Source organism: Sphaerisporangium flaviroseum (assembly GCF_039537005.1).
Taxonomy (GTDB): Bacteria; Actinomycetota; Actinomycetes; order Streptosporangiales; family Streptosporangiaceae; genus Sphaerisporangium; species Sphaerisporangium flaviroseum.
Map to the genome: position 1 here is coordinate 15128 of NZ_BAAAZR010000014.1, position 24864 is coordinate 39991.

Annotated in this window: 24 protein-coding genes and 2 pseudogenes; 10 read left to right on the forward strand and 16 right to left on the reverse strand. The window is 67.0% G+C overall.

The window, feature by feature from the left end; genetic code table 11:
• Nucleotides 1–10 precede the first annotated feature (10 nt).
• The 4 genes and pseudogenes from ABD810_RS23000 to ABD810_RS23015 all read right to left on the reverse strand — a co-directional run bounded on the left by ABD810_RS23000 (nt 11) and on the right by ABD810_RS23015 (nt 2584).
• Complete coding sequence (locus ABD810_RS23000; RefSeq protein ID WP_344943966.1) at nt 11–526, reverse strand: hypothetical protein; 516 nt, start codon at nt 524–526, stop codon at nt 11–13.
• 93 nt (nt 527–619) lie between these two features.
• A complete protein-coding gene (locus ABD810_RS23005) occupies nt 620–910 on the reverse strand; it encodes an AlbA family DNA-binding domain-containing protein (protein ID WP_344943969.1) in 291 nt (96 codons plus the stop codon).
• Nucleotides 911–1025: 115 nt separating this feature from the next.
• Nucleotides 1026–1984, reverse strand: a pseudogene (locus ABD810_RS23010) (IS481 family transposase).
• Nucleotides 1985–2422: 438 nt separating this feature from the next.
• Complete coding sequence (locus ABD810_RS23015) at nt 2423–2584, reverse strand: hypothetical protein (protein WP_344943973.1); 162 nt, start codon at nt 2582–2584, stop codon at nt 2423–2425.
• Between the two features lie 826 nt (nt 2585–3410).
• On the opposite strand from ABD810_RS23015, the gene ABD810_RS23020 reads away from it, so the two are divergent.
• The 5 genes from ABD810_RS23020 to ABD810_RS23040 all read left to right on the forward strand — a co-directional run bounded on the left by ABD810_RS23020 (nt 3411) and on the right by ABD810_RS23040 (nt 7535).
• Nucleotides 3411–4055 carry a hypothetical protein gene (locus ABD810_RS23020; protein WP_344943976.1) on the forward strand — a complete coding sequence of 215 codons (645 nt, stop codon included), beginning with the start codon at nt 3411–3413 and terminating at the stop codon, nt 4053–4055.
• Nucleotides 4052–4207, forward strand: coding sequence for a hypothetical protein (locus ABD810_RS23025; RefSeq protein ID WP_344943979.1), 156 nt, complete (start codon nt 4052–4054; stop codon nt 4205–4207). Before ABD810_RS23020 ends, ABD810_RS23025 begins: the two co-directional genes overlap by 4 nt.
• Before the next feature lie 268 nt (nt 4208–4475).
• Nucleotides 4476–5300, forward strand: a complete 825-nt coding sequence (locus tag ABD810_RS23030) for a hypothetical protein (RefSeq protein ID WP_344943981.1) — start codon at nt 4476–4478, stop codon at nt 5298–5300.
• Nucleotides 5301–5355: 55 nt separating this feature from the next.
• Nucleotides 5356–6456 carry a helix-turn-helix domain-containing protein gene (locus ABD810_RS23035; protein WP_344943984.1) on the forward strand — a complete coding sequence of 367 codons (1101 nt, stop codon included), beginning with the start codon at nt 5356–5358 and terminating at the stop codon, nt 6454–6456.
• 89 nt (nt 6457–6545) lie between these two features.
• A complete protein-coding gene (locus ABD810_RS23040; RefSeq protein WP_344943987.1) occupies nt 6546–7535 on the forward strand; it encodes a hypothetical protein in 990 nt (329 codons plus the stop codon).
• 496 nt (nt 7536–8031) lie between these two features.
• Here the strand turns inward: ABD810_RS23040 and ABD810_RS23045 are convergent, their stop codons facing one another.
• A complete protein-coding gene (locus ABD810_RS23045) occupies nt 8032–8235 on the reverse strand; it encodes a hypothetical protein (RefSeq protein WP_344943989.1) in 204 nt (67 codons plus the stop codon).
• Complete coding sequence (locus ABD810_RS23050) at nt 8232–8837, reverse strand: hypothetical protein (protein WP_344943992.1); 606 nt, start codon at nt 8835–8837, stop codon at nt 8232–8234. Before ABD810_RS23050 ends, ABD810_RS23045 begins: the two co-directional genes overlap by 4 nt.
• Before the next feature lie 238 nt (nt 8838–9075).
• Between ABD810_RS23050 and ABD810_RS23055 the strand changes: the two genes are divergently transcribed.
• The gene (locus tag ABD810_RS23055; protein ID WP_344943995.1) at nt 9076–10206 is read left to right on the forward strand and encodes a ParB N-terminal domain-containing protein; all 1131 of its coding nucleotides are present in this window, start codon (nt 9076–9078) and stop codon (nt 10204–10206) included.
• Nucleotides 10207–10532: 326 nt separating this feature from the next.
• Here ABD810_RS23055 and ABD810_RS23060 read toward each other — a convergent pair whose 3' ends face one another.
• From ABD810_RS23060 to ABD810_RS23075, 4 genes and pseudogenes are all read right to left on the reverse strand, one after another.
• Nucleotides 10533–10754, reverse strand: coding sequence for a hypothetical protein (locus tag ABD810_RS23060; protein ID WP_344943998.1), 222 nt, complete (start codon nt 10752–10754; stop codon nt 10533–10535).
• A gap of 12 nt (nt 10755–10766) precedes the next feature.
• Nucleotides 10767–11174: pseudogene (locus ABD810_RS23065) on the reverse strand (helix-turn-helix domain-containing protein); the annotation flags it as partial.
• 408 nt (nt 11175–11582) lie between these two features.
• Nucleotides 11583–11924: a hypothetical protein gene (locus tag ABD810_RS23070; protein WP_344944000.1), complete on the reverse strand. Its 342-nt coding sequence runs from the start codon at nt 11922–11924 to the stop codon at nt 11583–11585.
• Between the two features lie 477 nt (nt 11925–12401).
• Nucleotides 12402–13031 (reverse strand): RNA polymerase sigma factor, encoded by a 630-nt coding sequence (locus tag ABD810_RS23075; protein ID WP_344944003.1) that lies wholly within the window; start codon nt 13029–13031, stop codon nt 12402–12404.
• Nucleotides 13032–13311: 280 nt separating this feature from the next.
• Between ABD810_RS23075 and ABD810_RS23080 the strand changes: the two genes are divergently transcribed.
• Nucleotides 13312–13944, forward strand: coding sequence for a hypothetical protein (locus tag ABD810_RS23080; RefSeq protein WP_344944006.1), 633 nt, complete (start codon nt 13312–13314; stop codon nt 13942–13944).
• Between the two features lie 11 nt (nt 13945–13955).
• Here the strand turns inward: ABD810_RS23080 and ABD810_RS23085 are convergent, their stop codons facing one another.
• The 3 genes from ABD810_RS23085 to ABD810_RS23095 form a co-directional block, all read right to left on the reverse strand.
• Nucleotides 13956–15221, reverse strand: coding sequence for a pyridoxal phosphate-dependent aminotransferase (locus ABD810_RS23085; RefSeq protein WP_344944009.1), 1266 nt, complete (start codon nt 15219–15221; stop codon nt 13956–13958).
• A 16-nt stretch (nt 15222–15237) separates the two neighbouring features.
• Nucleotides 15238–17892 carry an FxSxx-COOH system tetratricopeptide repeat protein gene (fxsT, locus tag ABD810_RS23090; protein WP_344944012.1) on the reverse strand — a complete coding sequence of 885 codons (2655 nt, stop codon included), beginning with the start codon at nt 17890–17892 and terminating at the stop codon, nt 15238–15240.
• 250 nt (nt 17893–18142) lie between these two features.
• Nucleotides 18143–19012 (reverse strand): hypothetical protein, encoded by an 870-nt coding sequence (locus ABD810_RS23095; RefSeq protein WP_344944015.1) that lies wholly within the window; start codon nt 19010–19012, stop codon nt 18143–18145.
• 278 nt (nt 19013–19290) lie between these two features.
• On the opposite strand from ABD810_RS23095, the gene ABD810_RS23100 reads away from it, so the two are divergent.
• A complete protein-coding gene (locus tag ABD810_RS23100) occupies nt 19291–19764 on the forward strand; it encodes a formyl transferase (RefSeq protein WP_344944018.1) in 474 nt (157 codons plus the stop codon).
• A 26-nt stretch (nt 19765–19790) separates the two neighbouring features.
• On the opposite strand, the gene ABD810_RS23105 is transcribed toward ABD810_RS23100, so the two are convergent.
• Nucleotides 19791–20930, reverse strand: coding sequence for a UDP-N-acetylglucosamine--N-acetylmuramyl-(pentapeptide) pyrophosphoryl-undecaprenol N-acetylglucosamine transferase (locus ABD810_RS23105; RefSeq protein ID WP_344944021.1), 1140 nt, complete (start codon nt 20928–20930; stop codon nt 19791–19793).
• Between the two features lie 191 nt (nt 20931–21121).
• Between ABD810_RS23105 and ABD810_RS23110 the strand changes: the two genes are divergently transcribed.
• Together ABD810_RS23110 and ABD810_RS23115 are read left to right on the forward strand one after the other, a co-directional pair.
• Nucleotides 21122–21295 (forward strand): antitoxin VbhA family protein, encoded by a 174-nt coding sequence (locus tag ABD810_RS23110; RefSeq protein WP_344944025.1) that lies wholly within the window; start codon nt 21122–21124, stop codon nt 21293–21295.
• Nucleotides 21296–21399: 104 nt separating this feature from the next.
• Nucleotides 21400–22086, forward strand: coding sequence for a Fic/DOC family protein (locus ABD810_RS23115; protein WP_344944027.1), 687 nt, complete (start codon nt 21400–21402; stop codon nt 22084–22086).
• Between the two features lie 124 nt (nt 22087–22210).
• On the opposite strand, the gene ABD810_RS23120 is transcribed toward ABD810_RS23115, so the two are convergent.
• Entirely contained in the window at nt 22211–23764 is a 1554-nt protein-coding gene (locus tag ABD810_RS23120; protein ID WP_344944030.1) for a PucR family transcriptional regulator, read from the reverse strand.
• Nucleotides 23761–24840 carry an S-methyl thiohydantoin desulfurase family protein gene (locus tag ABD810_RS23125; protein WP_344944033.1) on the reverse strand — a complete coding sequence of 360 codons (1080 nt, stop codon included), beginning with the start codon at nt 24838–24840 and terminating at the stop codon, nt 23761–23763. The genes ABD810_RS23120 and ABD810_RS23125 overlap by 4 nt, the downstream gene beginning before the upstream one ends.
• Nucleotides 24841–24864 lie beyond the last annotated feature (24 nt).

The following is a 24864-nucleotide window of genomic DNA, read 5'->3' on the forward strand; positions in this document are numbered from 1 at the left end:
TGGTGCGAATCTAGGCGAGACGAAAGCGCTTGGCTGGGCGCGGTGCCGCCTCAAGCTGTATGACGAGGGGCGGCTCACCGAGCGTGAACGTGAGCTCGGCATTGGGGTGTGATGCGCGACTCACGAGCGTCCCGGCGCCGTCGACGTAGAGGTCAGCACGGACCGCGTGCGACGTCCCCACACCCGCCTGGGCGACAAGCCGTCGACGTGCCACCCCGGTCCGGTCGAAGATCGAGCCGCTCATACCGATGGCGAAGTCGTCGGTATGGACCGAAACTGCGAATGCCTGCGCTGATGGACTGTCCAGGATCATGTCGCCGGGTGGATCCGAAACCAATGTGATGGTCAGCATCGGGGTGTGGAGGTTGCCGCTTGCGCTCTGTACCGCGTTCATGGCGTCCTTGGCTAGCTCCAGGCGCCGGGCCTCCAGGTCGACGGCCGCCCCGAAACGGCGGCGGTAGGCGGCTTCGATGTCGGACTCCGACAGCCAGATCTTTCCGCTGCCGTTCCGGCGGGGCCAGCGCATCACCCCTTCTTTCCCTGGCGTGAACACGGCGTGTGGGGCGGATGGACTCGGCAGGACGGAGATCAGGAGGAATCCGGTCTGTTGGCCGGACGGTCAAGGGTCTTCGACGATGCGTACGTCGAAGCGGGGCATCCGCTGGATCCGATCGGCGGCGACCTTCTCGATTCGCCGCTTCAGCCCATCTGATACAGGCATGTTCGCTACGCGTACGGGAATTGCGCTGGTTCGATCGCCGATCATGCCGACGACGATGAGCCCGCCGCGGTGGTTGGCGAAGGTTGCGATGTCCACCGCGATGTCATCGTTGCCGTCGTCCCCCGCCTTGTACTCGCGTTTGTAGTCCAAGTCGTCAGTTTCCCCGGGCTGCTGGGTCGCCGACGACACCAGCGATCTGCTGAAAGGTCAACTTGTTGAGGTCGTCGCCGAAGACGGCTTCTAGGCGGCGAGGGCTGTAAAACATCGCGGGGACGCGCTCCTTGCTCGATCGGAATGGCACCAGCTAGCTGTATTGACCCGGAGCGTTGTTGACGCGGCTGATCGGGGGGCGTCCTCCCAGTGCGGTGTGGCAGCGGTGGTGGTTGTAGGTGTGCAGGAAGTCTTGCAGAGCCGCGGTGCGTTCGTCGTTGCTGGTGTAGGGCTTTTGGTAGGCCCATTCCTCTAGCAGGGTGCGGTTGAAGCGTTCGACCTTGCCGTTGGTCTGCGGCCGGTAGGCGCGGGTGCGTTTGCCGGTCGCACCGAGGTCGGACAGGGCTTGGCGCCAGGCGGTTGCTTTGCGGTAGCTCCAGGCGTTGTCGGTGAGCACGCGTTCGATTGTGGGTATGCCGCAGGCGGCGAAGAATGCGGCGGCGCGGCGGAGAAAGCCGGCGCAGGTGTCGGCCTTCTCGTTGGGATGGATCTCGCTATAGGCGATGCGGGTGTGGTCGTCGACGGCGGAGTGGATGTAGTCGAAGCCGACGGTGTGGGCGCGGTCGTGGTTGCGCTGATCGCGGCCGTGGATCCGCCAGCCGCCGCCGTCGGGGATGCGGCCGAGCTTTTGACGTCCACATGCACCAGCTCGCCTGGCCGGTCGCGTTCGTAGCGGCGGATGAGCACTCCGGTGGGCCGGTCCAGGTGGGCCAGGCGGTGCAGGTGGTGGCGGGTCAGGATGCGATGCACCGTTGAGGGGGCCAGGCCCAGGATCGGGCCGATGCGGGCCGGGCCGAGCTTGCGTGTGGTCCGCAGCCGGCATACCTGGGCTTCGATGTGGGCGGCTGTGCGGTGAGGTGTGGTGTGCGGGTGACTCGATCGGTCGTGTAAGCCCGGTTCGCCCTGCTCACGCCATCGGCGCAGCCATTTGTGCGCGGTGGTACGGGAGATGCCCATCTCGGCCGCCACATGCGCGACCGGACGGCCGGTGAGAACACGTTGGACCAGCAGACGCCGACCATGAAAAGTCAGCCTGGCATTACGGTGGGACACGAGGCCTCCGTGTGATGCAGATTCGACACCTACACCACACCGGAGGCCTTCCTATTGATCAAGCCCCACCGTCAACAACGCTCGTGGTCAATACAGCTAGCCGGTGGCGCCGGCCATGCGTTCGCGCAGCGGCCTCCAGGGGGCTACCGAGCCGGACGACCAAGCGACGTCCATGTGAGGCGGACCAGTGGCCGGCGGTTGCGGCCGTTGAGCGGTCCTTACAGGCGCCCGCGTCCTGGGCCGCCGGGCTGAGGTTAAACAATCGGCACACTTCGGTTCCCGCCGCAGCAGGCCGGGGCCGATCGGGGCCACACATCCCCACCTGATCCGGCAGCACCGTCCAGGCCAGGCCGACAGGTCATCAAGAAGGCACGATGGCCAGTCTCAAGCTGGGTCAGACTCTGGCCTTGCGGACAGTGCCCCCTCAGTCTCACAGTCTCATGCCGTCCAGGAAGGTAGACCTATCCAGACGTTGCGGAGGTGGCTGATGACCTCCAGCACGCCGACGCCGGGAATCTCGGCGTGCAGCCAGCGGACGGGCGCGGCGGTGTCGGCCAGGCGGGCCTGGCGGGTGGCGGCCTTGGCCGCGCGCAGCCACACCGCGCCGTCGACCAGGCGGCGGCCGGCAGGGCGTCGATGGTGTCGATGTGGGTGCCGGGCACCTCGCCGCCGTCCCTTTGGCGCGGCGCGGGCGAAGGCCGGGGATGTCGCCGACGCTGGCCACCATCGGCGCCGGGAGCTCGAGCGCGCCTAGCTCGCCGGCGCGTGCGGGGGCGGTCGGGATGATCTCAGCTCACGCGACCCAAGATCTCACATAATTAGCATTAGGTGAGAGGAGTCCGGGGCGGTGACGACACCCGCTGACACCGGCCTACAGCAGCCGACACCGGCCGACTCCTGGCGGGAGGCGTCGAGGGCTCACCGGCGGGCGGCTCGAATTAGGCCGACTTCCGATCGACCCCTTGCAGTCACCGGACGAACACCTACCGCTTCTTTCGGACAGAGGACCCTTCTGCGGGTGAAGTGGTCACGGCACCGCGCCGAGGTGGTCGGCATCTTCCGCTGATCGGGCAGCGTACTTGCCGCTCCTCCATTTTTCCGCCATCTGGTTTTCGTCAGGGTGCTTGTCACGTTGGGCATGGTCACGGGGAGATCGTCACCTGGATGTACCACTACTCCCGCTGATCTGTCCGGAATGACACTAGGCTTCCGTTTGGAAACCTGGCCGCTCATGTGGCCTACTTTCCAACGTGAATCAACCACTGGCGCCGGTTCCATCCGGCAAATCTACGGAGGCGGCTGCGGGCAGGCAGGCCCGGGCCGCACTCCTGAAGCGCGCGAAGCGCTCCAATGTCCCGCTCCGCCGTGACTTTGTGCAGCTCAGCGACACAAGAACCAGACCAGGATCAGTGTACTGGCCGCGTTCGTGAAGGCCGGCCGACTGCGTGCCCTGCGCGCGTACCTGATCGTGCTGGCCGCCAGCTCCTCTGAGGACGAGCGCGGCTGGTACACCGAGTTCGACAGCATGGTGTGGGCGCGGCTGTTCGACGCTCATCAGAGCGCGACAACCGCCTCAGCGCGGACGGCGGCGTGGCGGACGCTCAAGTTGTTGGCCGACATGAAATTGATCGAGGCCATCCGGGTGCCGAAGAGTCGGAAGATCGGGGTGAAGCTGCTACGCGAGGACGGCTCGGGCAAGGACTACACCCGCCCAGGCAAGGACGGCAATAAGGACCCGTACCTCAGGATCCCAACCACGTTCTGGACAAAGGGCTATGACGAGCGGGTCGACCTGCCCGGCCTGGCTATGCTGCTGGCGCTGTGCGCCGAGCGGGGTCGGTGGGCGATGATGCTGCCCGAGCACGTGCCGGACTGGTACGGCTGGTCGCCGGACACCGCCGAGCGAGGGCTCAAGAAGGTAGTGGGGCTGAATCTCGCCGAGCGGAAAGAGAAGCGCAAGGCGGCGCCGCTGACGCCGCTGGGCTTCACGAAGTACTACGAGTACCGCATCCGCCCCGTCATGAAGGCGAAGACGGAACGGCCGCGCGCGCAGAGCGGAACGGCCACGTGAACAAGAAGAATCTTCCCGAGCTGGACCGCGACCTGGTCAGATTCCAGTTCTCCATCCCCCGCTCGTGGGGGTGGGTCTTCCTGGGCATCATGATCGGCAACCTCAACGAGGCCGGACCCGTCCTCGACATGCTCAGCAAAATGCTGCACTAGGCAACCGGTCAGCCCGCCTCCGCGGCGGCCAGGCCGGCGGGGGGTGCTGGCCGTAGTCCTCGCGCTCAGAGGTCCATCGTCTCGGACTCGCGCCGTCGCATTGCACGGCGGTGAGGTGTTTGCGGGGGTCTCCACTCTCCCATGGTTCACCGTAACCTCCATGCCTTCGCCAACCGATTCCTAGATGAGCTAGACGCGCAGAAAACTAAAGTGATATCTATTGATCACCGCTCAAATCCTAAGCGGCAGGCGACTGGACGGAGCTGGCGTGACTGGACTAGATGGGCCATCTGCTTGGGCGCAGGAGCGGTTTGGTGACGCCGCCGGCATCCTTCGGCGAGAGATTCCCGCAGCCTTATGGGACGCGCACAGGCGGGCACTCGACGGTCATCTCGCGCTCGGGCTCAAGACGAACGAGGCATACGGGTTGATCTGGCTGGCTCAGCACGAGGAGCTGGTCGCTCGTCTGCGGGGGCTCGACGGGGCACGGGTCTTCAAGCCGAAAGGTGCACGCTATGAGCTGGCGATGATCGGCAACGTCGTGCTCTACCCGTGGCGGTACTCCGATGGAACCCGAGTCCCGCTGGAGTACGCGCGGATGGAGTTATCCGACGTGCGGCGCGCCCTACTCGCCCTTGCCGAGCCTCCGGACGAGGAGCAGCTCACACTGGACTCGTTCTATGCCGCCGACGATGACCTCGAAGCCGACGAAGAGCAGTCCAGGGAAGACTTTCGCCAGCTCGCGGAGGTCGTACGGGTGGTCTTCGTCGCCTATGCGAGCAATCCACGTTCAGGCATCCTGAGCGCTGAGTGGGGCGACGCTGCACAGGCTGATGACGACGGCCATCTCAAGTGGACGCACCACGAACCTCTCCCCATGGCGGCCCTCGGCGAGTCCGGGGGAGAAGCTGGCACCGGGCAGCCGACTCCACTTCGTCCTGTCGCGCCGACCGGTGGAAGCAGTTCATCCGCACGCCGGTTCGACGATGCCCCTGTGCCCGAGCCAGTCTTAATGCCCAAGTCCCCGCTGACCGGCGTGGACAGCGAACAGCAGGAAACGACCACAGAGACTGGAACCGATGAGGAGCACTGAACAGCTCCGCCTTCTGCTCGGTAGCGAGGGTTCAGGCCCGACATCGACGGATGTTGTGGCGGCGTTCGACCCGGCACGCCTGACGCAGGCGCGACACCTGGCGGGTCTCACGAAGTCGGCACTGGCTCAGCAGGTTGGGGTCAGCGCCGCTGCTGTAGGGCAGTGGGAGGCGAGCACCACGCCCCCCCGTCCAGACCATCTGCAACGCGCTGCGGAAGTGCTGGACGTCCCGATCGACTTCTTTGCCCTCGGACGGCCGTACGCTCAGGTGGATGCCTCGGCTGCACACTTCCGAAGTCTTCGATCCACTCGCGCGGCTCAGCGCGCGAAGGCCATAGCGTTCGTTGAGCAGACGTGGGAACTGGCCTACGCCCTGGAGAAACGCGTCCAGCTTCCTCCGGTAGACCTCCCCGGGTTCAGCGGAGGCGAAATTCACCACGACGACTTTCCGATCGATCCCGTCGAAGCTGCCCGAGCGCTTCGCTCTCACTGGGGCCTTGGCGAAGGTCCCATTCCGCACTTGGTACGGGCGATGGAGAATCACGGCCTGATCGTCACCCTCGTGCCCTTCGCTGGCGCTGACACCCCGCGTATCGACGCCTTCTCCACCTCCAGACTCCCGAGGCCGTTGGTAGTACTCACTCCTGACAGGGCCGACGACGTCTACCGGCACCGATTCACAGCCGCCCACGAAGTCGGCCACTTGCTTCTGCACAGCGACACCGCACCCGGTGACCATCAGCAGGAGCGAGAAGCCGACCTGTTCGCCGCCGAGCTTTTGACTCCCTGCCATGTCATCCGTCCGCTCTTGCCGACGAAACTCGACTTCATCGCGCTCAGCGAAGTCAGCAGGACCTGGGGGGTATCGCTCATGTCGCTGATTTACCGCTCCAGAGAACTGGGTTTGCTGTCCGACGCCACCGCACGCCGTGCCTACCAGCGCATCAATCAGATGGAAAAGCTCGGTCTCATACTTCCCGAACCTGTCGCCAACTATCCGGGCGAGACCCCCTGCCTGCTCTCCAAAGCCTTTGCGCTGGCTGAGACCCACGGGCTCAGCTATAGCGTGCTCGCTCGCGAACTCAGGTGGCGGATCCCTCGGTTGAGGCTGCTGCTCGGCGAGGCCGACACCCGGCCCGCCCTGCGGCTCGTCTAAGAACGCACGATCTGCGGTTCGAACGAGGCGTCCCGGTCCCTGAGCACCAGGTAGGCCAACAGCACTCGGCAGTGAGCAGGAGCCGGAAAATGCGATTCAAACGTCGGACCGTGATGCAGATCGCCGACATGATCTGCGGGAACTTCCCTCAGGAGTCAACGTTCTTCCTCTACCGCAGCAGCTCGTTCCTCACCGAGTTCTACAGCGATGTCGACACCGACTACACGCACGACGGATCGACTCGGCAGATCTGGGTCGCGGACAGGCTGGAGGAGATCCTCCAGGAACCCCACGCTGGCACCGGGAAGGTTCCGCCGACCTTCGCCCGCGTGATCCAGCGGCTCATGGACCCAGCGGATGCGATCAACGAGGACCAGCAGCGCCCGGGCGCGTTCGCGATGCTCAACGCAGCGTTGGCCCGGGAGGGGTTCGAGGCGTACTACGCGCCGGACAAGCAGTGCTACCTGCGGCACATCGCCACCAACACCACGACCGCTCCTGAGCACAACCCGCACAGGCCGTTCTCAACCACCGAGCTCGAGCGCCGCGACCAGCTACGCGCCTACCTGGAGAAGGCCTCGGAAGACGAGCTGATCGAGGAGATTCTGCTGCCGCTCTTTCGGCAGCTGGGCTTCCACCGTGTCACCGCGGCCGGACACAAGGACAAGGCCCTGGAGTACGGCAAGGACGTCTGGATGAAGTTCACGCTGCCCACCCAGCACGTGCTCTACTTCGGGCTCCAGGCGAAGAAGGGCAAGCTGGACGCTTCCGGTACCAGCCGCGCCGGCAATGCCAACGTCGCCGAAATCTACAACCAGGTGCTGATGATGCTCAGCCACGAGATCTTCGACCCCGAGTTCGGCAAACGTGTCCTGGTCGATCACGCCTTCATCGTCGCAGGCGGCGAGATCACTAAGCAGGCTCGGAACTGGCTCGGCAACGCACTGGACGCCTCGCAACGGCGGTCGATCATCTTCATGGACCGTAACGACATCTTGGACTTGTTCGTGGTGACCAACCTGCCCTTGCCCCCGGCCGCGTTACCGCCGCAAACCTGGCCCGACGAGCCACCGTTCTGACACCCGTATGGGACCACGCTGAGGATGGGGTACGTCCGTCAGCATGACGAAGAACAAGCCCTCAGACAGAGGGACGAAGTCGCGTATGCAGTCAACGGCGGACACCAAGCCCAACAGCAAGACCGTCGACCGTGGATCGGCGCGAAAACCGCAGCCACCAAGAGGGCAACTCACAGTGAGCAGACCGGTTCGTATCGTCGCGAAGTGACGACACCTTAGCACTCTGATTTGATCTTTGGTTCGGCGATCAGGTGGTCTGATTCACCATCTTGCTGCAGCCAAATCCGCGGATCGCGGTTCGGTAACGGTGCTTCGCCGGATGCTTTTGATCATGGTGTTTGGTGGTGTCGTCGACACGGTCGCTTCGCGGTCGTCCGGTCGCCGGCGCAGCCGCGGGTAAACCGTGCGGTGGGTGGTTGATCGGCGGTGTGCCAGAACGACCTCGCCCCGCCTGCAGCTGGCGCTGGCGCGGGCGTGTGGCCGGGGTGCCCGGGTGTCAGGTCTCCTCGTCGGCGGCCGCGCGCTTCATGACGTCCTTCCACTGCGCCGAGTGAGTGTCGGCGATGTAGTCGGCGAGCTCCTCGGGCGGCAGGCTCTCGTCGAACAGCCCGGCGCGGACCTCCTCATCGTCGCCACAGCACTGCTCGCACTCCTCGATGTGGAGCACCATCTGGCGGATCTGCTCGGCGCTGTAGCTCACCGCTTGTCCTCCTTGCCGCTCTGGTGTGCGGCCGCCAGTTCGGCGAGCTCGGCTCGCTGGCGCAGTTCGGTCTGGGTCTCCTGCAGCGCGGCGATGCGCGCCTCGTAGCCCTCGCGCAGCGCCTCCCGTTCCCGGGCGGCGTCGGCGCGGACGTCGTCGGCGCGGACGTCGTCGGCCCGTTGCTCGGCAGCGGCCGCGGAGGCCTGGGCGGTGGCCAGCTCCGTGCGCAGCTGGGCGAGCTCGTCACGCGTGTGGGCGAGCTCCTGGCGGGTCTGGGCGAGCTCGGCGGACGTGTCGGCCAGCCGCCGGTCGGCGAGCTCGGCGCGCCCGGTGGCGGCCGCGGCGGAGGCCTTGGCGTCGGTGGCCTGGCCGTCGGCGACGGCACGGGCCTGGTCGGCGGCTTCGGCGCGGGCGATGGCGGCCGAGAGTGTGGCCTTCAGGTCGCGGTTGGTCTTCTCCAGCGCCCGGTTGGCCTTGGCGAGGGCTTCGGCGCGTTCCCATTCGGCCTGGCGCTGCTGCTGGGCGTGGGTGGCGGCGGCGGTCTGCTCGCTTGGCGCGCTGCTCGGCGGCCGCCCGCCGGCCCTCGTGCTCGACGACCTCACGCCAGGCCGTGCGGACCTGCCGCTCTTTGTCGGCTTCGGCGTCGCGGGCCATTCGCTCGGCGGCCCGCCGGGCCTCGAGCCGGGTTGCAGACTCCTTTCTCGTGGCTCACACGTAAGACTTTGACCGAGCACGTGACATACGGCTATCACACGTAATTTTGACACAGCACACGTATGACACGTATCTTGGCTCCCTGAGGCGCACCGAGCGCTTCGCCCCGAGCCGAGGAGCGCCACCATGATCGAGACCACGCAGCACCTGGACGAGCCAACACACCCGCTAGTGATCGTCAACGTCAACGAAGTTGACGATGCCGGCGGCGTTCACATCGAGACGCAGATGACGGGCCGGTATCTCGTTGACCTTCACCGCCGCAAGTTGCTCACCCTCACGGGCAACATTCGGCCGGCGCATATGCAGGAGAAGCTAGTCGGCAAGACCAAGACCAAGGTCAACAAGTGGACCAGCGAGCTGCTCAACAACGACGCCATCATCGGGAACATCTCGATCCGCCTCGATCCGTCCAAGTCGGAGTACGAGACCTGGTATGACGACGAGAGCGGCCAGACCAATCTGACCATTACCGAGGGGACGCTGGACTGCGCGGTCGACTCGCTCTCGCGCATCAAGGCGATCCTGCAAGCGGCCGACAATCCACTGGGCAGCTTCAACCTCGACACCCGGTTCCAGGTGCGAATCTGGCTGGTCGATGACGACACAGCCAAGAAGGTCGCGACGATCTACAACACCCGCGGGGACAAGGTGAACGACTCGACCGCGAAGTACGCCTACTCCGAGACTAAGGAGCAGGAGCTCGCCCGCCGCCTGGTCAACGGCAGCGAGCACCTCGGGCAGGACAACATCGAGGTGCTGTCCAACTCGGTGTCCGCAAGCTCCCACAAGCTCACCGCCTTCAACACGATCAGCCGTGCGCTCGAGACGTCCTGGAAGGGCGGCCCGGTGACGGCCGCCGACGTCGAGGCTCAGTCGAGCTGGCTGATAAGCGCCTGGAACTCCCTGGTTAAGGTCCGCCCTGAGTACGGAAAACTGTCAACCCCCGTCCGCCAGGCGCAGCGTTCGGCGAACATCGCCTCCACGGCCGTAGTGATCTACGGGCTTATCGGCGCCATGTCGACCATGTACGCCGAACACATTGACCCCGAGGTGGCCTTCAAAGTGCTTGGCACTGAAGACGGCAAGAGTGATGTCTTCGCCTGGAAGAACCCGATCTGGTCGCGGGCCGGCGTGGTTGCGCCGACCGGTTCCGACTCGGGCACCTTGACCACTCGAAACAGCTTCCCGGCCCGCCGTGCGGCCACCCGTGTCCTCCAGGAGATTATGGGCCTTAGCAGCGACCCCACCGACTGATTGCAGAACTCGTGGCGAGGTACCGCCCCTACGTGAGGGCGGGACCTCGCGCAGGAGCTCCACAGCCACCCTCGCGAGGCTTCCGCAAGGGGAACCTCAACCGGGCGCACGGCATGGGAGGGCATGAAGGCGGCGCGTCGCAGACTCATTGCCGCCGCACAGCGCCGCGCGGCCAGAGATGCTCGCCGGATGCCTCCACTCCCGCGTTCACCGCGCCCGCGGTGACGGCCAACTCTTCGGCGAAGGCAGCATCACTGTGCACCGGAGTCCGGACAGCGGTGCAGGCGACTTCAGAGATTGACAGGGGGCACCATGAGGGACGCGCGTCAGAAGTCCGCGGCCGTGTCCGTGGCCACCGGGTCGCCGGCCTCCAGCGCCTGCTGCTCGCGCAGGTTGGTCCAGGCGTGGCGGACATCGGCGATCAAGTCGGTGACGGCGGCCTTGCGGGTGGCCGGGTGGGTGCCGCCGCCGCGTACCCCGGCGCCCAGATGCCAGGCAAGCCCACCGCCGCGGCGGCGCGCCTCCCACCCCGAGCGGCCCCCGGTCACCGTGCGATGCGGCTACACCAGGCCCAGCCGCTCCCCGGCCACGATCACCCAGTACCCGCCATCCCCGGTCGAGGCCAGCTGGACGGCCGCCAGTTCGGCGTCGGTGTACCAGCGGGGCCGACGGATCGGGTCGGCGTTGTTGGTCCACGGCACCACCTCGCGATCGTCCTGCTGGTCCACCACGACCGGCTGCAGCGTGACCGCGAGGCCTGGCGGCGTGGAGTCCTGGACCTCCTCCTCCGATCCGCCGGCCTCGGCCGGGACGGGCAGGGCCGGCGCCTGTGCGGCGGGCACTGGTTCGTCGGCCTCCAGCGCCCGGTACAGCGTAGAGCGGCCGATCCCCAGGTGCTTGGCGATCACGCTGACCGACTCCCCGCGGGCCCGGCGGTCGCGGGCGATGGCCAGCACGTCGGCGTCGACGGCGGCGGGCCGGCGCGGCGACTACCACTGTCGCCCTGGTCCTCAAGGAGGGTAAGAGCTGGCCTACCGCGATCCTGTGCGGGGCCACCGCCTTCGTGGGGACCGCCACGTTCATGAACGAGGTGATCTCGTAGCTGGGGTTTCGTCAAGCATCGCGGTGGTCGTCGGCGCGTGAGGTGTCCCGGGCCTACTTGTCACATCGCCCCCCGGGACTAGCGCAGGTTCGACAAGGGTGCGGGACTTGATCGACAACGGAACGGTCAGTGCGTAAGCAGCCCAACGCGAGTGAAGTCGCCGCGCGTTCGACCTTCGGGGAAGCTGGGTGCGAAATTAGCGCAGCGGTTGAGCCCGTCGTGGCGCTCCGGCTCGGCGTCCAGGTCGAGGTCCAGGCCGCTGCCGACGGATCCGTCAACGGCGAAGGGATGCTGCTGTGCTCCAGGCAGCCGTGCCCCCGGCGAACCATGCGAGGCCGCTCCCCTGGCCGTTGATGAGCAGACTTCCCGCGATGACGAAGAAGATCAGTCCGGTGACGATGAGACCGTACATGGCTGTGACCCGGGCGCCTCGGCGCAGGGCGTGCAGTTGTGCTCGACGGCGGAGCCGACGCTCCCTGCGGCGGAGCTGACGTACTCGGTCCTTGGCCACCTTGACAGCGGCACGTTGCTCGGCGAGGTCGATCTCGGCAGCCTTGATGATGTCGTCGGGGACACCGTCGATGGACAGCGTCTGGGGCTCGGGGGTGGCGGTCATGCGGTCTCCCGGAGGTATGTGTCGTGCACCGTCATCTGACACGACATCGGCCGGTACCCCGACTGTGAAATGAGGTACCGGCCGATGTCAGCTACTTAGGGGCGCTTGTACCTGTCAATTAGACAGAACGCCCCCTGGTAGCCCATCCACTGTCCGACGGCCATGCATCAGAGCGGTCGGCGATTCCTTCGCCTCCCGCGTGGCTGCTTCTCCCGGGAGGCCTTGCCATACCGGCTGCGGAGTGCGCAGGTCTTCGATGTACCGGATTAACCGGGTACACCTCGCCCCAATGAACGCGTTGAACAGCATGCTCACCATGCGAACGAGATCCACAGTGTCTCCTCTTCCTCTCCTTCGTTTCTTGGGCTCATCAGCCATCTCCTTCTGCTTGGAGCCGTTGCTAGGGCCCCACTCGGATCTGCGCCGTTCACCCGGTGAGGGGTCGGGCACGTACGCAGATCCGGGAGGGGAACTACCTCACTTCTCCAAGTTGCGCGGCCGGTAGTCGAAGCGCCGCCGGACCTCTGGATCATCCAAGATCTTTTGTGCGCGGCGGAGGGCTTGGCGCACGGAGTCGTGCGACCAGCCCATGGCCTGAGCGATCTCCCTGCCGTTCAGGTGGAAAACGTGCCGGAGTACGTAGGCGGTGTGATCGCGCTTGGTCAGGACGTCGTCCAGGACGTCCTTGACGGTGCGGTAGCCCAGGCTGGATTCATCGCCCTGGAGAGCGCCCGACTGCAGGACGGAGAAGTCATCGCCGAGGAGCTTCTCGGCGCGCTTCTTGATCTTGTTGAGCTCGTCGTAGGCGCAGTTGATGCACACCTTCGTCATGTAGGCCGCGGGGTTGTCCACGATGTTGCCGGCCCTGAGATAGGCGGCCATCCTCACGCGCGCCTCGCCCCACACGTCGTCGACGTAGCGCTTATCGATTCGGGTGAGGATGATCTTCTTGTATATGGATGACTGCCGTTCTAAGTCCTCCAGGATCCCCTCTATGCTCTGAACCTTGCCGCGCCTGGCACTTCCCCCCCGTCTTAGGAAGCCCTGGTTCGCCATTTTGAACCGCAAAGGGTTCTCCGCCGGTTCGGCCACCTGCTCGTTCTCCATTCGCTCTCCGAGAGTTGGCGCGTGTCCCGGTCTACGCTGACCGTGGACACTCCCTCATCCGCCCGCTCATGTCGTTCGACGCCAAGCCGAGGCAATGTGTGAAGCAGAGCGAGAGAACTCAAGGGATATTTCTTACCTCGGCGCTGGGGTCCAGGGCCGTGCCGTGCCACCACCGGCGGCAAGAAATTCCCCTGCGGCGACCCCCGGCGCTGCCGCGCCGCCCCGGTCCGATTACCCGTAGCCTCGAAACGTGGCGTCTGGTGACCGGAAGGGCTGGACAGTGGAACCATCGCATGCGATTCGGCGCATCGGGAAGTTGCTGATACAAGCCGGGTACAAGCTTTCGAAGGAGAGCACCATCAATTCGGTGCTGGTCGAGATGGCGGGACAGGACGGCGCGGCAGCGGCCAGGGTGCTGTCTGACCTCAGGGCGTCCCGCTTTCCCGAGAACGAACTGCGCTCCGCGATCACCCTGTTGCGGGGGTCATACGAGAAGTATCACCGACGATCGATGGACCGGTCTCTCCGGGAAAGGATCCGGGCACACTTCGGCGCGACCGGCGGTCCCGAGGCTCGGTTCAGAGGGGCGACGGTGGCGCTGACCATCGCGTACCTCTACAAGGCCGTCGATGACGACGGGCCCCTGCAGATCTGGCTCGAACGCGGCACGGCCGACTTTCTCGCTTCGTACGAATCGGTGGTCCCCGGCCCGGCCCGGAGCGGAACCCGGGAGCTTTTCCACTACGTCCAGGCCATCAATCCGGCAGATCCCATTGGTGGCTCATCCCGAACCGTCAGAGTGCCGCCGTATACAGAGACGTACACCACCGCGGCGGACTCCCAGGACTATGCGAAGCGCCTCGCGCACCTGCGCGCCGAGTTCGAGGAGACACGCAGGGATTTGCTGGCATAAGTCGACGGTGGTCATCTCGTCCGTGTCTCGACCAGCAGTGATTCCAGAATGTCCAAGCCCGCCAGGAGATCGTTCAACGGCGAGGTGAAGGTGATGCGCACCACCATGTCGTACTCAGGGATGCCGAAAACCGACCCGGGCACGACGGCCAGTCCACGGCGAAGGAGTGATCGGCTGAGGTCGCCATCGCGCAGGAGCACCTGACCGTCACGGGTCATCCGACCTCGCACCTTCGGCATGCGCAACAGGACGAAGGAGCCGGCAGCGGGCCGTACGTACTCGACCATGCCGTCAGTCCGTTCGTTGATCTGCGCGAGCCGCGCCGTAACAACCTCGAGCAGGTCGCGATACGTGCGGACCACCCAGGCGAAGTAGGACGGCGGCGTGCAGCGCAACGCGGCGGCCCCGAGGAGTTGGTCCACCTCGCTCGGTGCGGCCGTGTTGAACCAGATGAAGGTTCGTATCGCAATGCTTTCGAGCAGGTCGCGGGCCGCGGCCGCGTAGCCCACCCGTAGCCGGGCCAGACCGTAGCACTTCGACAGTCCCCGTAGCGTAATCGTCCGATCGAACATCATCGCGGCGAAGGACTGGAAGGCGTCGCCATTAAGGATCATGTGCCGGTAGATCTCGTCGACGATGACGACGACATGCGGGTGCCGTGCGACCACCTCGGCGATCTGCGCCAATTTCCGGGGGGAGAGCACTTCGCCGGTCGGGTTGCCGGGGTTGACCAGAAACAGCGCCGCAATGTCGCGGTGGGCCTCCAGCGCGGCCGCGATCCGGTCGACGTCGACCTCGTAGCCCAGCTCCCCTATCGACGGAGTCAGGAAAATGGCGCGGCCACCGATCTGAGCCGCGGCCAGGAGCGGGAACGTATAGGTCGGCGTCGGGAAGAGCACCGCGCCTCCGCTGTCCCCGAACGCCTGGAGAAGCGCGGCCATGAGTTGCGTGACGCCGACGCCGCACACCACCTCACGCCGGCCAGGACGCACGGGCACGCCGTCGCGCGCGAGGTCGTCCACCGCCGCCTCTTCCAACTCCGGTGCGATGATCTCCGGTGCGCGGTACGGATGGAGGAGCACCGCGTGCGCGGGGTCGGCGTCCGTGGCCACACTGTCTGCGAGATCGCGCAGTGCCTCGGCCACACAGGCCGGAGGGGGCAGCAGAGGGTTGCCGTGAAACAGGTCCACGGCCTCGGCCGGGTACGGGTTGTAGAGGCCGATCCACCCGTCGACCACGCGGCGGCGCAACTCCTCCGTGTCGAGCAGGAGTCCCATGGGATCGTGCCTCCTGTCACGTACTGGGAGGAATTGCGGCTGTCCCGAAGCGGACGGACTCGCGCTCGAAAGCCTCTGCCTGGGCGGCCACACATGCGGCCACTTCGTCGTTCCCCTGCTCCTTCAACAGCATGGCCAGTTCCTGATGGTCGCTCGCCAGGCAGCGGTGCCGTGGGCCCAGCGCCGCTTCGTGCACGGCGATGGCCCGCCGGATGTGCCCTTCCGCCTCGGACAGATCGCCCATCATGCGCAAGGTCGTGGCGAGCTCGCGAAGGTCCTCCCCGACCCGCCAGTCTTCCTCAGCGAACAGGCCGGTGTCGATGGCGAGCGCCCGATCGAGCGTGGCCCGCGCCGCCGGTAGATCGCCTCGCCGTCGGAGGATCCGGCCGAGTTCCCGTAGATCCTCGGCCACGCGCCAGTGCCGGCCCTCGTAGGCGGTGTCATGTACGGCCAGGGCATGCCGAGCGTGCTTCTCGCCCTCCGGTAGGCGCCCCATCAGCCGCAGAGTGGCCGCGAGCTCGCGATGATCCTCGCCGACGCGCCAGTCATCCTCACCGAGAGCAGCAGCGTCCACGGCCGCCGCTGTCTCCAACTCGCGCCGTGCTCGGCGCAGGTCTCCCCTGTCTCGTAACAGGCAAGCCCGCTCGCGGATCATCCATGCCGCGATCCAGTGGCGCCGACCGTAGACCTCGAGGAGTACGTCATGGGCGTGCGACATATGGCTCATCGCCTGGACGAAGTTACCCCCGTCCCGGTAGACCCTCGCCAGTTCCCGATGGATCACCGCCACACCCCAGTGACGCTCGCCGAGATTGGTCCGGTCAGCGGCCAACGAGAGCTCCAACTCCACGCGGGCGCGGTCGAGGTCACCGAGCTTGCGCAGTACCCGGCCAAGCTCGCGGCGGGACCATGCCACACGCCAATCGTCCTCACCGTAGGCATCGCGACGGATCGAGACGGCCTGTTCGAAGAACTCCCGAGCCTCGGCGAACCTGCCGATCTCCTGCAGGGCGTTGGCCAGTTCCCGCAGGTCGTCGGCCACGATTACGCCGCGTTCACCCGACGCGGCCCGGTCGGCATCCAGCGCCCGCCGGAGCTCGGGGAGGGCCTCCACCGGCTTGCCGAGATCGACCAGTATCCGGCCGCGGGTGCGCAGGAGAAGCGCGAGGGCTGTGGCGTCTTCGGGACGTGTCTCGGCCCCGGGACCACCGACCGCCAGCAGCGACGCCGCCAACCTGAGCTCACCGCGGTTGCGCAGGTACGTCGTGGCGCGCTCCAGCAGGTCCGCACGGCGGGCGAGATCCAAGTCATGGCGCTCCGCATGCACCGCCACCTCCAGGACGTGCGGCAACAGACGACCACAGGTCGGCCACGACGCCGGGTCATGGACCTTCTTCGGGAACGCCGTGCCGACGACCGTCATCGCCTCGCCACACCACTGGCGGGCCTCCCCAGCGGAGAGCCGGTCCCTGACCAGGTTCTGAGCGAGACGGTGCATGGAAACCGCCGCGCCGTCGCCGTCGACGGTGACCAGGGCATGACGGGTGAGCGCCCCGATAGCGTCGACGCGGTCAAGGACACCGGTCTTCCCTTGAGTGGCAGCGGCCAGCAGTTCCAGAGGTATGTCCTGGGGTGCGAGGAACGCACACAGGCTCAACACGGCGGACGACGTCGCGGCCGTCGCCGCCGCCGCCTCGACGGCCATTCCGACGGTGGCGGCGAGCGACCGCGAATAGAACGACGCTTTTCCTCTGTTGAGAAGCTGCGCGGGTTCAGAGCGAAGCGTGGCCAGGTAATCGGCGGGGGACATCCCCGTCTGTCTGATGTAGGCGCCGGCTTGCGCCAACGCCAGCGGCAGATCGCCAAGTTCGGCCGCGATTTCGCCAATCGCCCCCTGCTCACCAAGACCACTCCGGCCCGACAGCAGGGCGACCGACTCCGATCGATTCAGCACGGGAACCGGTACGGCGGGGGACAGTTGCTCCGACACGGTGTGACGCGACGTCACCAGCACATGCCCTGAGCATCCGGACGGCCAGCAATCGGTGAGATCCTCCGCCGACCCTACGTCATCGAAGATCAGCAGCCAGCGGGATCGCCTCCTGAGCTGGTCCAAAACCTCGCGTGCTCCCAGCGTGGGATCGGACCTCTCCTCCAGGTCTAAGAACCGGGCGAGCTCAGCCAGCCGGCTGACGAGGACGGCCCTGCGTTCGGCGGGAATCCAGCAGATCAGGTCGTAACGGTCGACATTCCTGTAGGCGTATTCCACCGCCAACTGGGTCTTGCCGATCCCGCCGGCCCCATAGAGCACGCACGCGCCCCATCCTCCCTCGTCCTGGAGCAAAGAGCAGATCGCCACCAGCAACTCCTGACGGCCAATGAAATGCCGGTTTCTCGGCGGCAGGCCGACGATGTGCCGGTCACCCACGAGCGTGGCCTTCCCTTTCCCAACCAGCCAGACCATGGCGGCCACAACGAGCAGCGACCCGCCGAGGATCGTGAAGGCAACTCTCAGGGACGGCTGAGTGAGAGCGGGGAGCTCCAGGCCGAGCGCCTTGACAGGCCCACCCGTCACGGCGAGCAGCAGGAAGACTACGCCGAGGCTCACCACGGCCGCCAGGGATTTGGGACTCACCGCACGAGCGACAGCCCAAAATCCGAAGCGACCCACGACGCTCCTTCCCCGTGCCGACCCAAAGCCCCAGGAGACATTAAGTTTAAAGACCCCCACTCCACCGGCGAGTCGTGGCCTTTTGCGCTCACTCCGGGGACCCAGCCCGCATTCTGTCGGGTGTCTCCGGACAGGAGCCGATGCGCCTGAGCTGCAGAAGCGGCAGCATCTCCAGCTCTACCGCCAAAATCCGTACCAATCCTCCCAACGTCAATCAACAGCACGGCCTCGGCCACACACTGTCAGACACCTATCGCCGGGTGGGCAAAGCGTCGGCATCGTCGTCCGGGTCGTCCGTGTTGGCTTGCCTCCTTGGGTACGGCAGGCGCTGCCCGCTCGGTGGGTCGTTCACGCTGGGCTCGGGTCTATGCCGGGGTTTGATTACCACCGCGCCGAGAGTGGCCTGCAGCAGCACCAACGCGTCAAGCTCGGGAACGCCAGCGGGCAACTGGTCGACCTCATTGGCAGTCTCCAGGTCTAGATCGGCACGGTCGGGTGACCGGGGCCAGGGCACCAGGGAGGCGGCTGCGCTATCGATGTCCTGTGGTGGGACGGTGTCGGTTGTCTGCCAGGAATCCAGCAGCTGCCACCAGATGCGCCGTTGCTCGCGATACAGCGCCAGGCGCCGAGCGTGGTCGGTGTCAGCGCCTGTCTCGATGGCGACCTGGTCCAGGCTGCGGTCTCCGCGTCGCCAGCCGGCCGGGCCGCGTTCGGCCAGTTTGTAGGCGGCCAGGGTGCGCAGCGCGTCGGTGGTGGCACTCGAGCTGAGCATGGCCAAGCGGCCCAGCTCGGCGGCACCGGTCGGCTCGCTCGACAGCGTCTCGTACACCAATGCCACGGTCGGTGTGCCGTGGAAGGCCGGGTGCACGGTTTCGATGCGCCCACCGCGCCAACGCCGCCAGGCAGCCTCGGCTTGGTACCGGTCGGGTACGCGTAGCTGGTAGCGGTCACCGGCCCGGCCACGTCCGGCCACGATCCGCACGATCAAGGGGTCGGGGTGTTCGCGCAGTCGCTTGAGGTGCTTGGCGACGGTGGAGTAGTCCAGCCCGCACAGCAGCGCCAGGTTGCGCACGCCGAAGGCCGGCGTGGCGGAGGTGTCCATCCGGGCGGCCACCGCCATCGCTCGTAGTAGCACCCGGGTCGCCTGCACGGCCCGCCCGAGTTCGGCTCGCCGCCTCGTTCCGTTTGATGGCGAAGGATTGCAGGTCCGGCATCGACTGCGGCGAGACTCGCCAGGACGGCAGACGGTCGGACCTGCGTGTGCATCCGAACCATGTGTGCGACCGACAGCGATCGTTTGCGACGCCCGCACCATGTGCGTCCGACTTAAGAAGGCAGCGCGCATCTTGTCGTCGCTGCAGCAGTCGGCGCACAAGCGCTGGCCCATGACCCGCAGCTTTGGGCTCGAGTGATTGGGGCGAGCTGGAACCGGGGCGATGCCACCTGGTGTTCAGCGTGCTCTACGACAAGATCATCGGACCGAGTTTGATCGACAACACCGAGCAGATCCTCAACTGCCACCCCGGCCGGCTCCCCGAGTACCGGGGCGCACGGCCGGTGAACTGGGCACTTCGCAATGGCGAGACCGTCCACGGCATCACGATCCACCGCATCGACAGCGGCATCGACACCGGCCCCATCATCGCCGAGGCCCTGTTCTCCATCTGGCCTGACATCGACGAGGTCACCGACGTCTGGCAGCGGTCGATGAGATACGGGCGCCTGCTCATTTCCGACACCCTGCCCCGGCTCGACCAGATCGTCCCCCGCCCTCAGGACGACGCCCGCGCGGTGACCCACTTCAGCCGGGACAACGCCGCCCTCGGCGACCGCAGCGACTGGACCAGGAGCATGTCCACCGGCAGCACCTGACCCAGGCGTCGCAGCCAAGGCGAACCTCAGCGGCCGGCCGCCACCGACAGCACGACGTCGACGAGCCGGTCGGCCGCGTCCGGCCGACCGTAGGAGCGGGCCCGCTCGGCCACAGCGGCGCGCCGGCCGGGATCGGCCAGCAGCGGGGTCACCGCCTCCCGCAGGGCATCGGCGGACACCTGGCCGAGCAAGGCGACCGCGGCGCCGCCCTGAACCAGGTGCCGCGCGTTGTGCGCCTGCTCATCACCTGCCGACGAGGCCAGCGGGATGAACACAGCCGCCTTACCCAGTGCGGTCACCTCGGCGATCGTCCCCGCACCGCTACGGGAGATCAGCACATCGGCCAGGGCCAGAACGTCGGGCAACTCCGGGCCGACAAAGCCCGTCAGCAGGTAGCGGGCGGCCAGGCCGGCCGGGAGGTCGGCGGCGTGGCGGCGCATCTGCTGGTAGTTCGCCGGCCCGCACTGGTGGATGACGTTGGCATGGGACAGCAGCCACGGCAGGACACCGCGCACCAGGTCGTTGATCTGCCCCGACCCCTGGGCGCCCCCGGTCACATACACCGTGGGCAGGGCGCGGTCGATGCCCTGCAGGCCCAGCGCCGCGATCGCCTTGTCCGGGTTCCCCGACAGCAACTCGGGCCGCACCGGGTTGCCCGTAACGACGGCGGCTCCGCGCACCGGCTCCGGTAGCAGCGGCACGGTCGATGCAGACGACACCGCCACCCGCGCCGCGGCGCGGGCCAAGATCTTGTTGGCAAGCCCAAGCCGGACCGTCTGCTCGTGCACCACCAACGGACGCCGGCACAGCCTGGCCGCCAGACCCACCGGCACCGCCACATAACCCCCCGTGGCCAGCACCACGTCAGGACCGAACCCGGCGACGAGCGACCGGGCCTGGGCGACGCCGAGCGGGACGCGACCCATGTCCCTCAAGTTGGCCGGGGAAACAAGCCCGAGCGGGTTTCGCGAGCGGCGCACCTTGCCGGTGGCGACCGCGGCGAACTCGATCCCCTCCCCCGCTGCGACGCGGGCCTCCAAGCTGTTGGCCGATCCCACCCACACGACCTCCACCGCCCCGCCGAGTCTGTCTCGCAGCGTGCCGATCGCGGTGAGCGCGGGGTAGGTGTGCCCGCCGGTCCCGCCGCCTGTGACGATCAGACGCAAGGGCCGTTGTCGATCGAACACCAGCCGGTTCACAACGCGGACGATAGCAGCGGATGTCCCCGGCACCGGCGTTCTTTGCGCTGCCGGGGTGGCCGACCTGTCCGTCTCTCATCTGCTTGGGGTGGCTGCGCCAGCATTTCCAGGCCGAGATCACATAGCCTCAACACAGAGGAGGGAAGGAGGATCTACGCATGTCGGATCATGAGACCGAGCTCACCGATGCGATGGCTGAGGCCGTGGCGGCACAGCGGCTGGAGGGGCTCACCCCTACCCCGCTGGCGATCGCCTTGATGGAGCAGGTCGCCGCCGGTGATCTGTCCAGTGCTGCTGCGGTGGAAAAGCTCCTGGAGCACTACCGGGCATGACCCTCCCGAGCGGACCGAGGTCTGCTGGCAGGCCGGGTGACCCTTATGTTGATCCCGCCAGTGGAGTACTGCGCAACAACCTTGGCATTACCGATCCGAAGCTGATGGCACGGGCCGAGGCCGACGTGGCGTTGCTTCGTTATTTCGAGGTCGCTGTCGGGATCGTCCGGATCGAAGGGCGCTACGACCTGGCGCACCTGCAAGGGTTCCACCGGCACCTGTTCGGCGATGTGTATCCGTGGGCCGGGCAGATCCGTACCGTGGGCATCGCCAAGCAGGACGTGTTCTGCCTGCCCCAGTTCATCGAGGGATACGCCGCCGCGGTGTTCTCCAACCTGGCCGCCGACAACTGGCTGCGTGGAACCGACCACAGAGGCTTCGTCTCTGGGCTGGCACTGTACTTCTCCGAGATCAACGCTTTGCACCCGTTCCGAGAGGGCAACGGCCGCACGCAGCGAGCCTTCCTCAGCCAGCTCGCTGCCGACGCCGGCTTCCACATCGCCTGGTCCCGTCTGGACCCCCAGGACAACCTCGCGATCAGCGTGGCGGGGTTCCACGGCGATGTGCAGACGGTCGCCGTCGTGCTCGGCCCTCTGGTAGCGGTCAACCGCGGCCTTGAGCCGTGGGCTCACGATCTGCTGGTCGGCTCCCCCGATCCGAGTCTCATTCCCCCGGCCACCGCAGCCAGAGCCAGGTCGGTGTCCGCACCGGTCCAGCAGGCAAGCGCCACTCCCCCGCCCAAGCCGCCGCGCCGTCGCACCTCGGGCAAGCCCCGGCGACGTTGCCGGTGAGCTCGCCCGCAGCGGGTGCATGTCGGCGAGTTCGACCAGGCGCGAAGGGCATGTTCTCACCGCCTGAAGTTCGAAACCACGCGGTACCGCGCACACGAGTCAACGCGGACCACAAGTCCCGCGTTCATGGCCCAGCTACATCGGTCGCGGGAGAAAGTGACCGACATGCCAGCTGCAGTGCCAGCTGGTCGGTCTTCTTGAGAGGGGTGGTCAGGAGGTGCTCGATACGGGCGATACGCTCTGCGACGGTGTTTCGATGCACGCAGATTGCCTTGGCGGTCTGGGTCGGTGAGCAGCTGTTGCCCAGATAGGCGGTGAGGGTGAGCAGAAGCGCGGCGGAGTCGGGCGCCTTCAGCACCGGTGCCAGCAGTTGTTGGGCGTAGGCGCGGAAGGCGGGTTCGCCGTACACCTGGGCCAGCAGGTGATGGGCTCCCAGGTCACCGACGAAGCTCACCGCGCCCGGTTGGCCGGTGGTGGCGATCGCGCGGGCGGCGCGCTGTGCCTGGTGAACCGTTTCGGGAATGGCGCTGGGCCCGGCGGCCGGCTGGCCGACGCCGCCGACCAACGGTGTGTGCCCGGCGGCGTTGTAGTAGCAGATGCAGCGACGCAGCTGGTCGACCAGGTGGTCGATGTCGGCGGATGTGGATCGGGTGGCGGAGGTTTTCCACAGCGACCAGCCGTCGGCGCGGGTGATCAGCGCGGTGTCCAGTTCCTCGGTGGCCAATGCTCTGGTCAGGGTGGCGGTGGCCTGGCCATTGCTGTCAGGCAGGGAGTCACGGTGCCAGGTGAGATGAAGTCCCACGTGCCAGCCGTCCAAGGCGACACCCAGGGTGGCGGCCTGCGCAGCGAGGGGTTCGGGGACGCCTTGACGGGGGTCGAGCTGGAGCAGCTCGGTGAACATGCCGTGCAGCCGGGTCCGGTCGCGCTCGGCGGCGAGCCGCTGGCGGGCGAGCCAGGCGGCCACTGCCAGGGTGGCGACCTGGAGCAGCGTACGGGCGGTGTCCTGCCATGCCGGTCCCCCGTGAGCGGCTTCGCAGGCCAGCCACATCTGGCCGTCCGCGCCGTGGATGGGTAAGGCGGCCAGGACATGAGAGGGAACGCTGTCGATGATGGCGCCGGAGGACCAGTCGATCGTTTCGGGCCGCAGGTGAAGCAGGCCACCGGCGATCACGGCGCCGTCGGCCGCGACCAGCGCGACGCTTGCGTGCAGCACGCCGCCGACGATGGACAAGATGCGGTCGATGCTGTCGGCTGTGGTCAGCTTGCGCGCGGCGATGCCCAGGACCCGTGCGTAGGCCAGTTCGGGTTGCTGGGCCACGGCCATGACATGCGCGGCGACGGCGGCCGGTGAGGGGCCCTGCACGGCGACCACCGGGAGGTTCAACCGGTCGGCCAGGCGGATGATGGACTGGGGGGGGTCTTCCAGATTCCCCACCACGATCAGCATGCGACCGCCGCGGTGGTGGACGCGCAGCAGCACCTGTTCCACCAGGTGCTGACGGCTCAGGCCTCTGGTGGTGCTGATGTCCATGACGGCGACCGCCCCGGAGGGAAGCCGGTTCAGCTCATCGGTTGAGACCAGCGCCGCGTCGCGGATGACGTGGGTGAGCCCGTCTGCTCCGCCGATGAGCCGGTGGCCGGTGAGGACGGCGTCGTTGAGCAGGTCGCGAACGGTCACCGCAGCCATGCGATGGGCCCGCCGAGGTCTTCATCCAGCAGTGTCAGGCCGAAGGCCGGGGGGGACACCAGATCGCGGGCCTGGGGCAGGGTCCAGTGCACCGGAGCGGGGAGCTTGAGCACATCGACTTCCCGGCCCGGGGCGATGTGTTCGGCGGAGATGGGCTGCCAGGTGAGGGCGTCCAGCACGCAGATGATGTCGGGGACCGCGGCCACGACCCGCCCGTCATCGATGGCCAGGCGATACTCCTCACCGACTTCCACGCGCAGCGTCCGCCGGGAATCGCGACGGTGTTCGATGGTCACCGTGCCCCCGGTGCGGGGGCGGGCATGGCGCAGCACCTGCAAGATGCCGCCGGAGAACAGCAGTTCGGCGTCGAATTCGGCTTGCATCGCGGCGCGTTCGCTTCGATGGCGCTGGGCGGCGCGCAGCAGGCGGCCCAGGGCCAGCGCGCCCCTGATGGAGCCGGTGATGGCATGGCGGGCCGCTTGGGCGGCTTGCATGGGGTAGATGGCGGTGGCCGCCCATCCCCCCAGGGAGGGCATGGCGGCGCGCAGCATGCGTTCGGCATCACCGTTGTCGCGTGACTGGGCGATGACCATGTGGTTGCCCAGGGGGTCGGCGAGCACCGCGGGGGTGGCGCTGAGGCCGGCGGCGTTGAACGTCACCTGGTCGATGCGGGGGAACGCGCGGCCCATGCCGTCGGCGTCGATGAGCGGCAGCCCGGTCCACGCGGCGGCCGCGACGGCGAACAGCGCGTTGGCGCCACCGACTTCGAACCCCATCAGCGCACTGACCGGTGTCCCGAGCGTCTGTCCCAGCGTCGTCACGGCGTGCTGGAATTCATGACCGGCCGGGAGCCGCTCGCTCAGCAGGGTGATCGACCCGGTGGCGGCGATCGGCGCCACCATTGCGCGGGGAAAGAGTTCCATCGCCTCGATCAGGTGGACCGGGCCCAGCCGGGTCAGGGTGTGCTGGAGCATCAGGGCCACCGTGGCGGTGTCGCCTCCACCGCCTGATCCCAGCAAGGTGGCTCCGGCGGCCAGGTCGGCGACGTCGTCGGAGTCGATCTTCATAACCGGCCGCGCCGGACGGGATGG

What these genes read in the sequence shown, in the direction of transcription:
- ABD810_RS23125 (WP_344944033.1), bottom strand. Translation starts at nt 24,840, where the DNA reads ATGAAGATCGACTCCGACGACGTCGCCGACCTGGCCGCCGGAGCCACC.
- ABD810_RS23095 (WP_344944015.1), bottom strand. Translation starts at nt 19,012, where the DNA reads ATGGCGGTGGCCGCCCGGATGGACACCTCCGCCACGCCGGCCTTCGGC.
- ABD810_RS23075 (WP_344944003.1), bottom strand. Translation starts at nt 13,031, where the DNA reads ATGGAGAACGAGCAGGTGGCCGAACCGGCGGAGAACCCTTTGCGGTTC.
- ABD810_RS23000 (WP_344943966.1), bottom strand. Translation starts at nt 526, where the DNA reads ATGCGCTGGCCCCGCCGGAACGGCAGCGGAAAGATCTGGCTGTCGGAG.
- ABD810_RS23110 (WP_344944025.1), top strand. Translation starts at nt 21,122, where the DNA reads ATGTCGGATCATGAGACCGAGCTCACCGATGCGATGGCTGAGGCCGTG.
- ABD810_RS23055 (WP_344943995.1), top strand. Translation starts at nt 9,076, where the DNA reads ATGATCGAGACCACGCAGCACCTGGACGAGCCAACACACCCGCTAGTG.
- ABD810_RS23040 (WP_344943987.1), top strand. Translation starts at nt 6,546, where the DNA reads ATGCGATTCAAACGTCGGACCGTGATGCAGATCGCCGACATGATCTGC.
- ABD810_RS23085 (WP_344944009.1), bottom strand. Translation starts at nt 15,221, where the DNA reads ATGGGACTCCTGCTCGACACGGAGGAGTTGCGCCGCCGCGTGGTCGAC.
- ABD810_RS23115 (WP_344944027.1), top strand. Translation starts at nt 21,400, where the DNA reads ATGGCACGGGCCGAGGCCGACGTGGCGTTGCTTCGTTATTTCGAGGTC.
- ABD810_RS23070 (WP_344944000.1), bottom strand. Translation starts at nt 11,924, where the DNA reads ATGACCGCCACCCCCGAGCCCCAGACGCTGTCCATCGACGGTGTCCCC.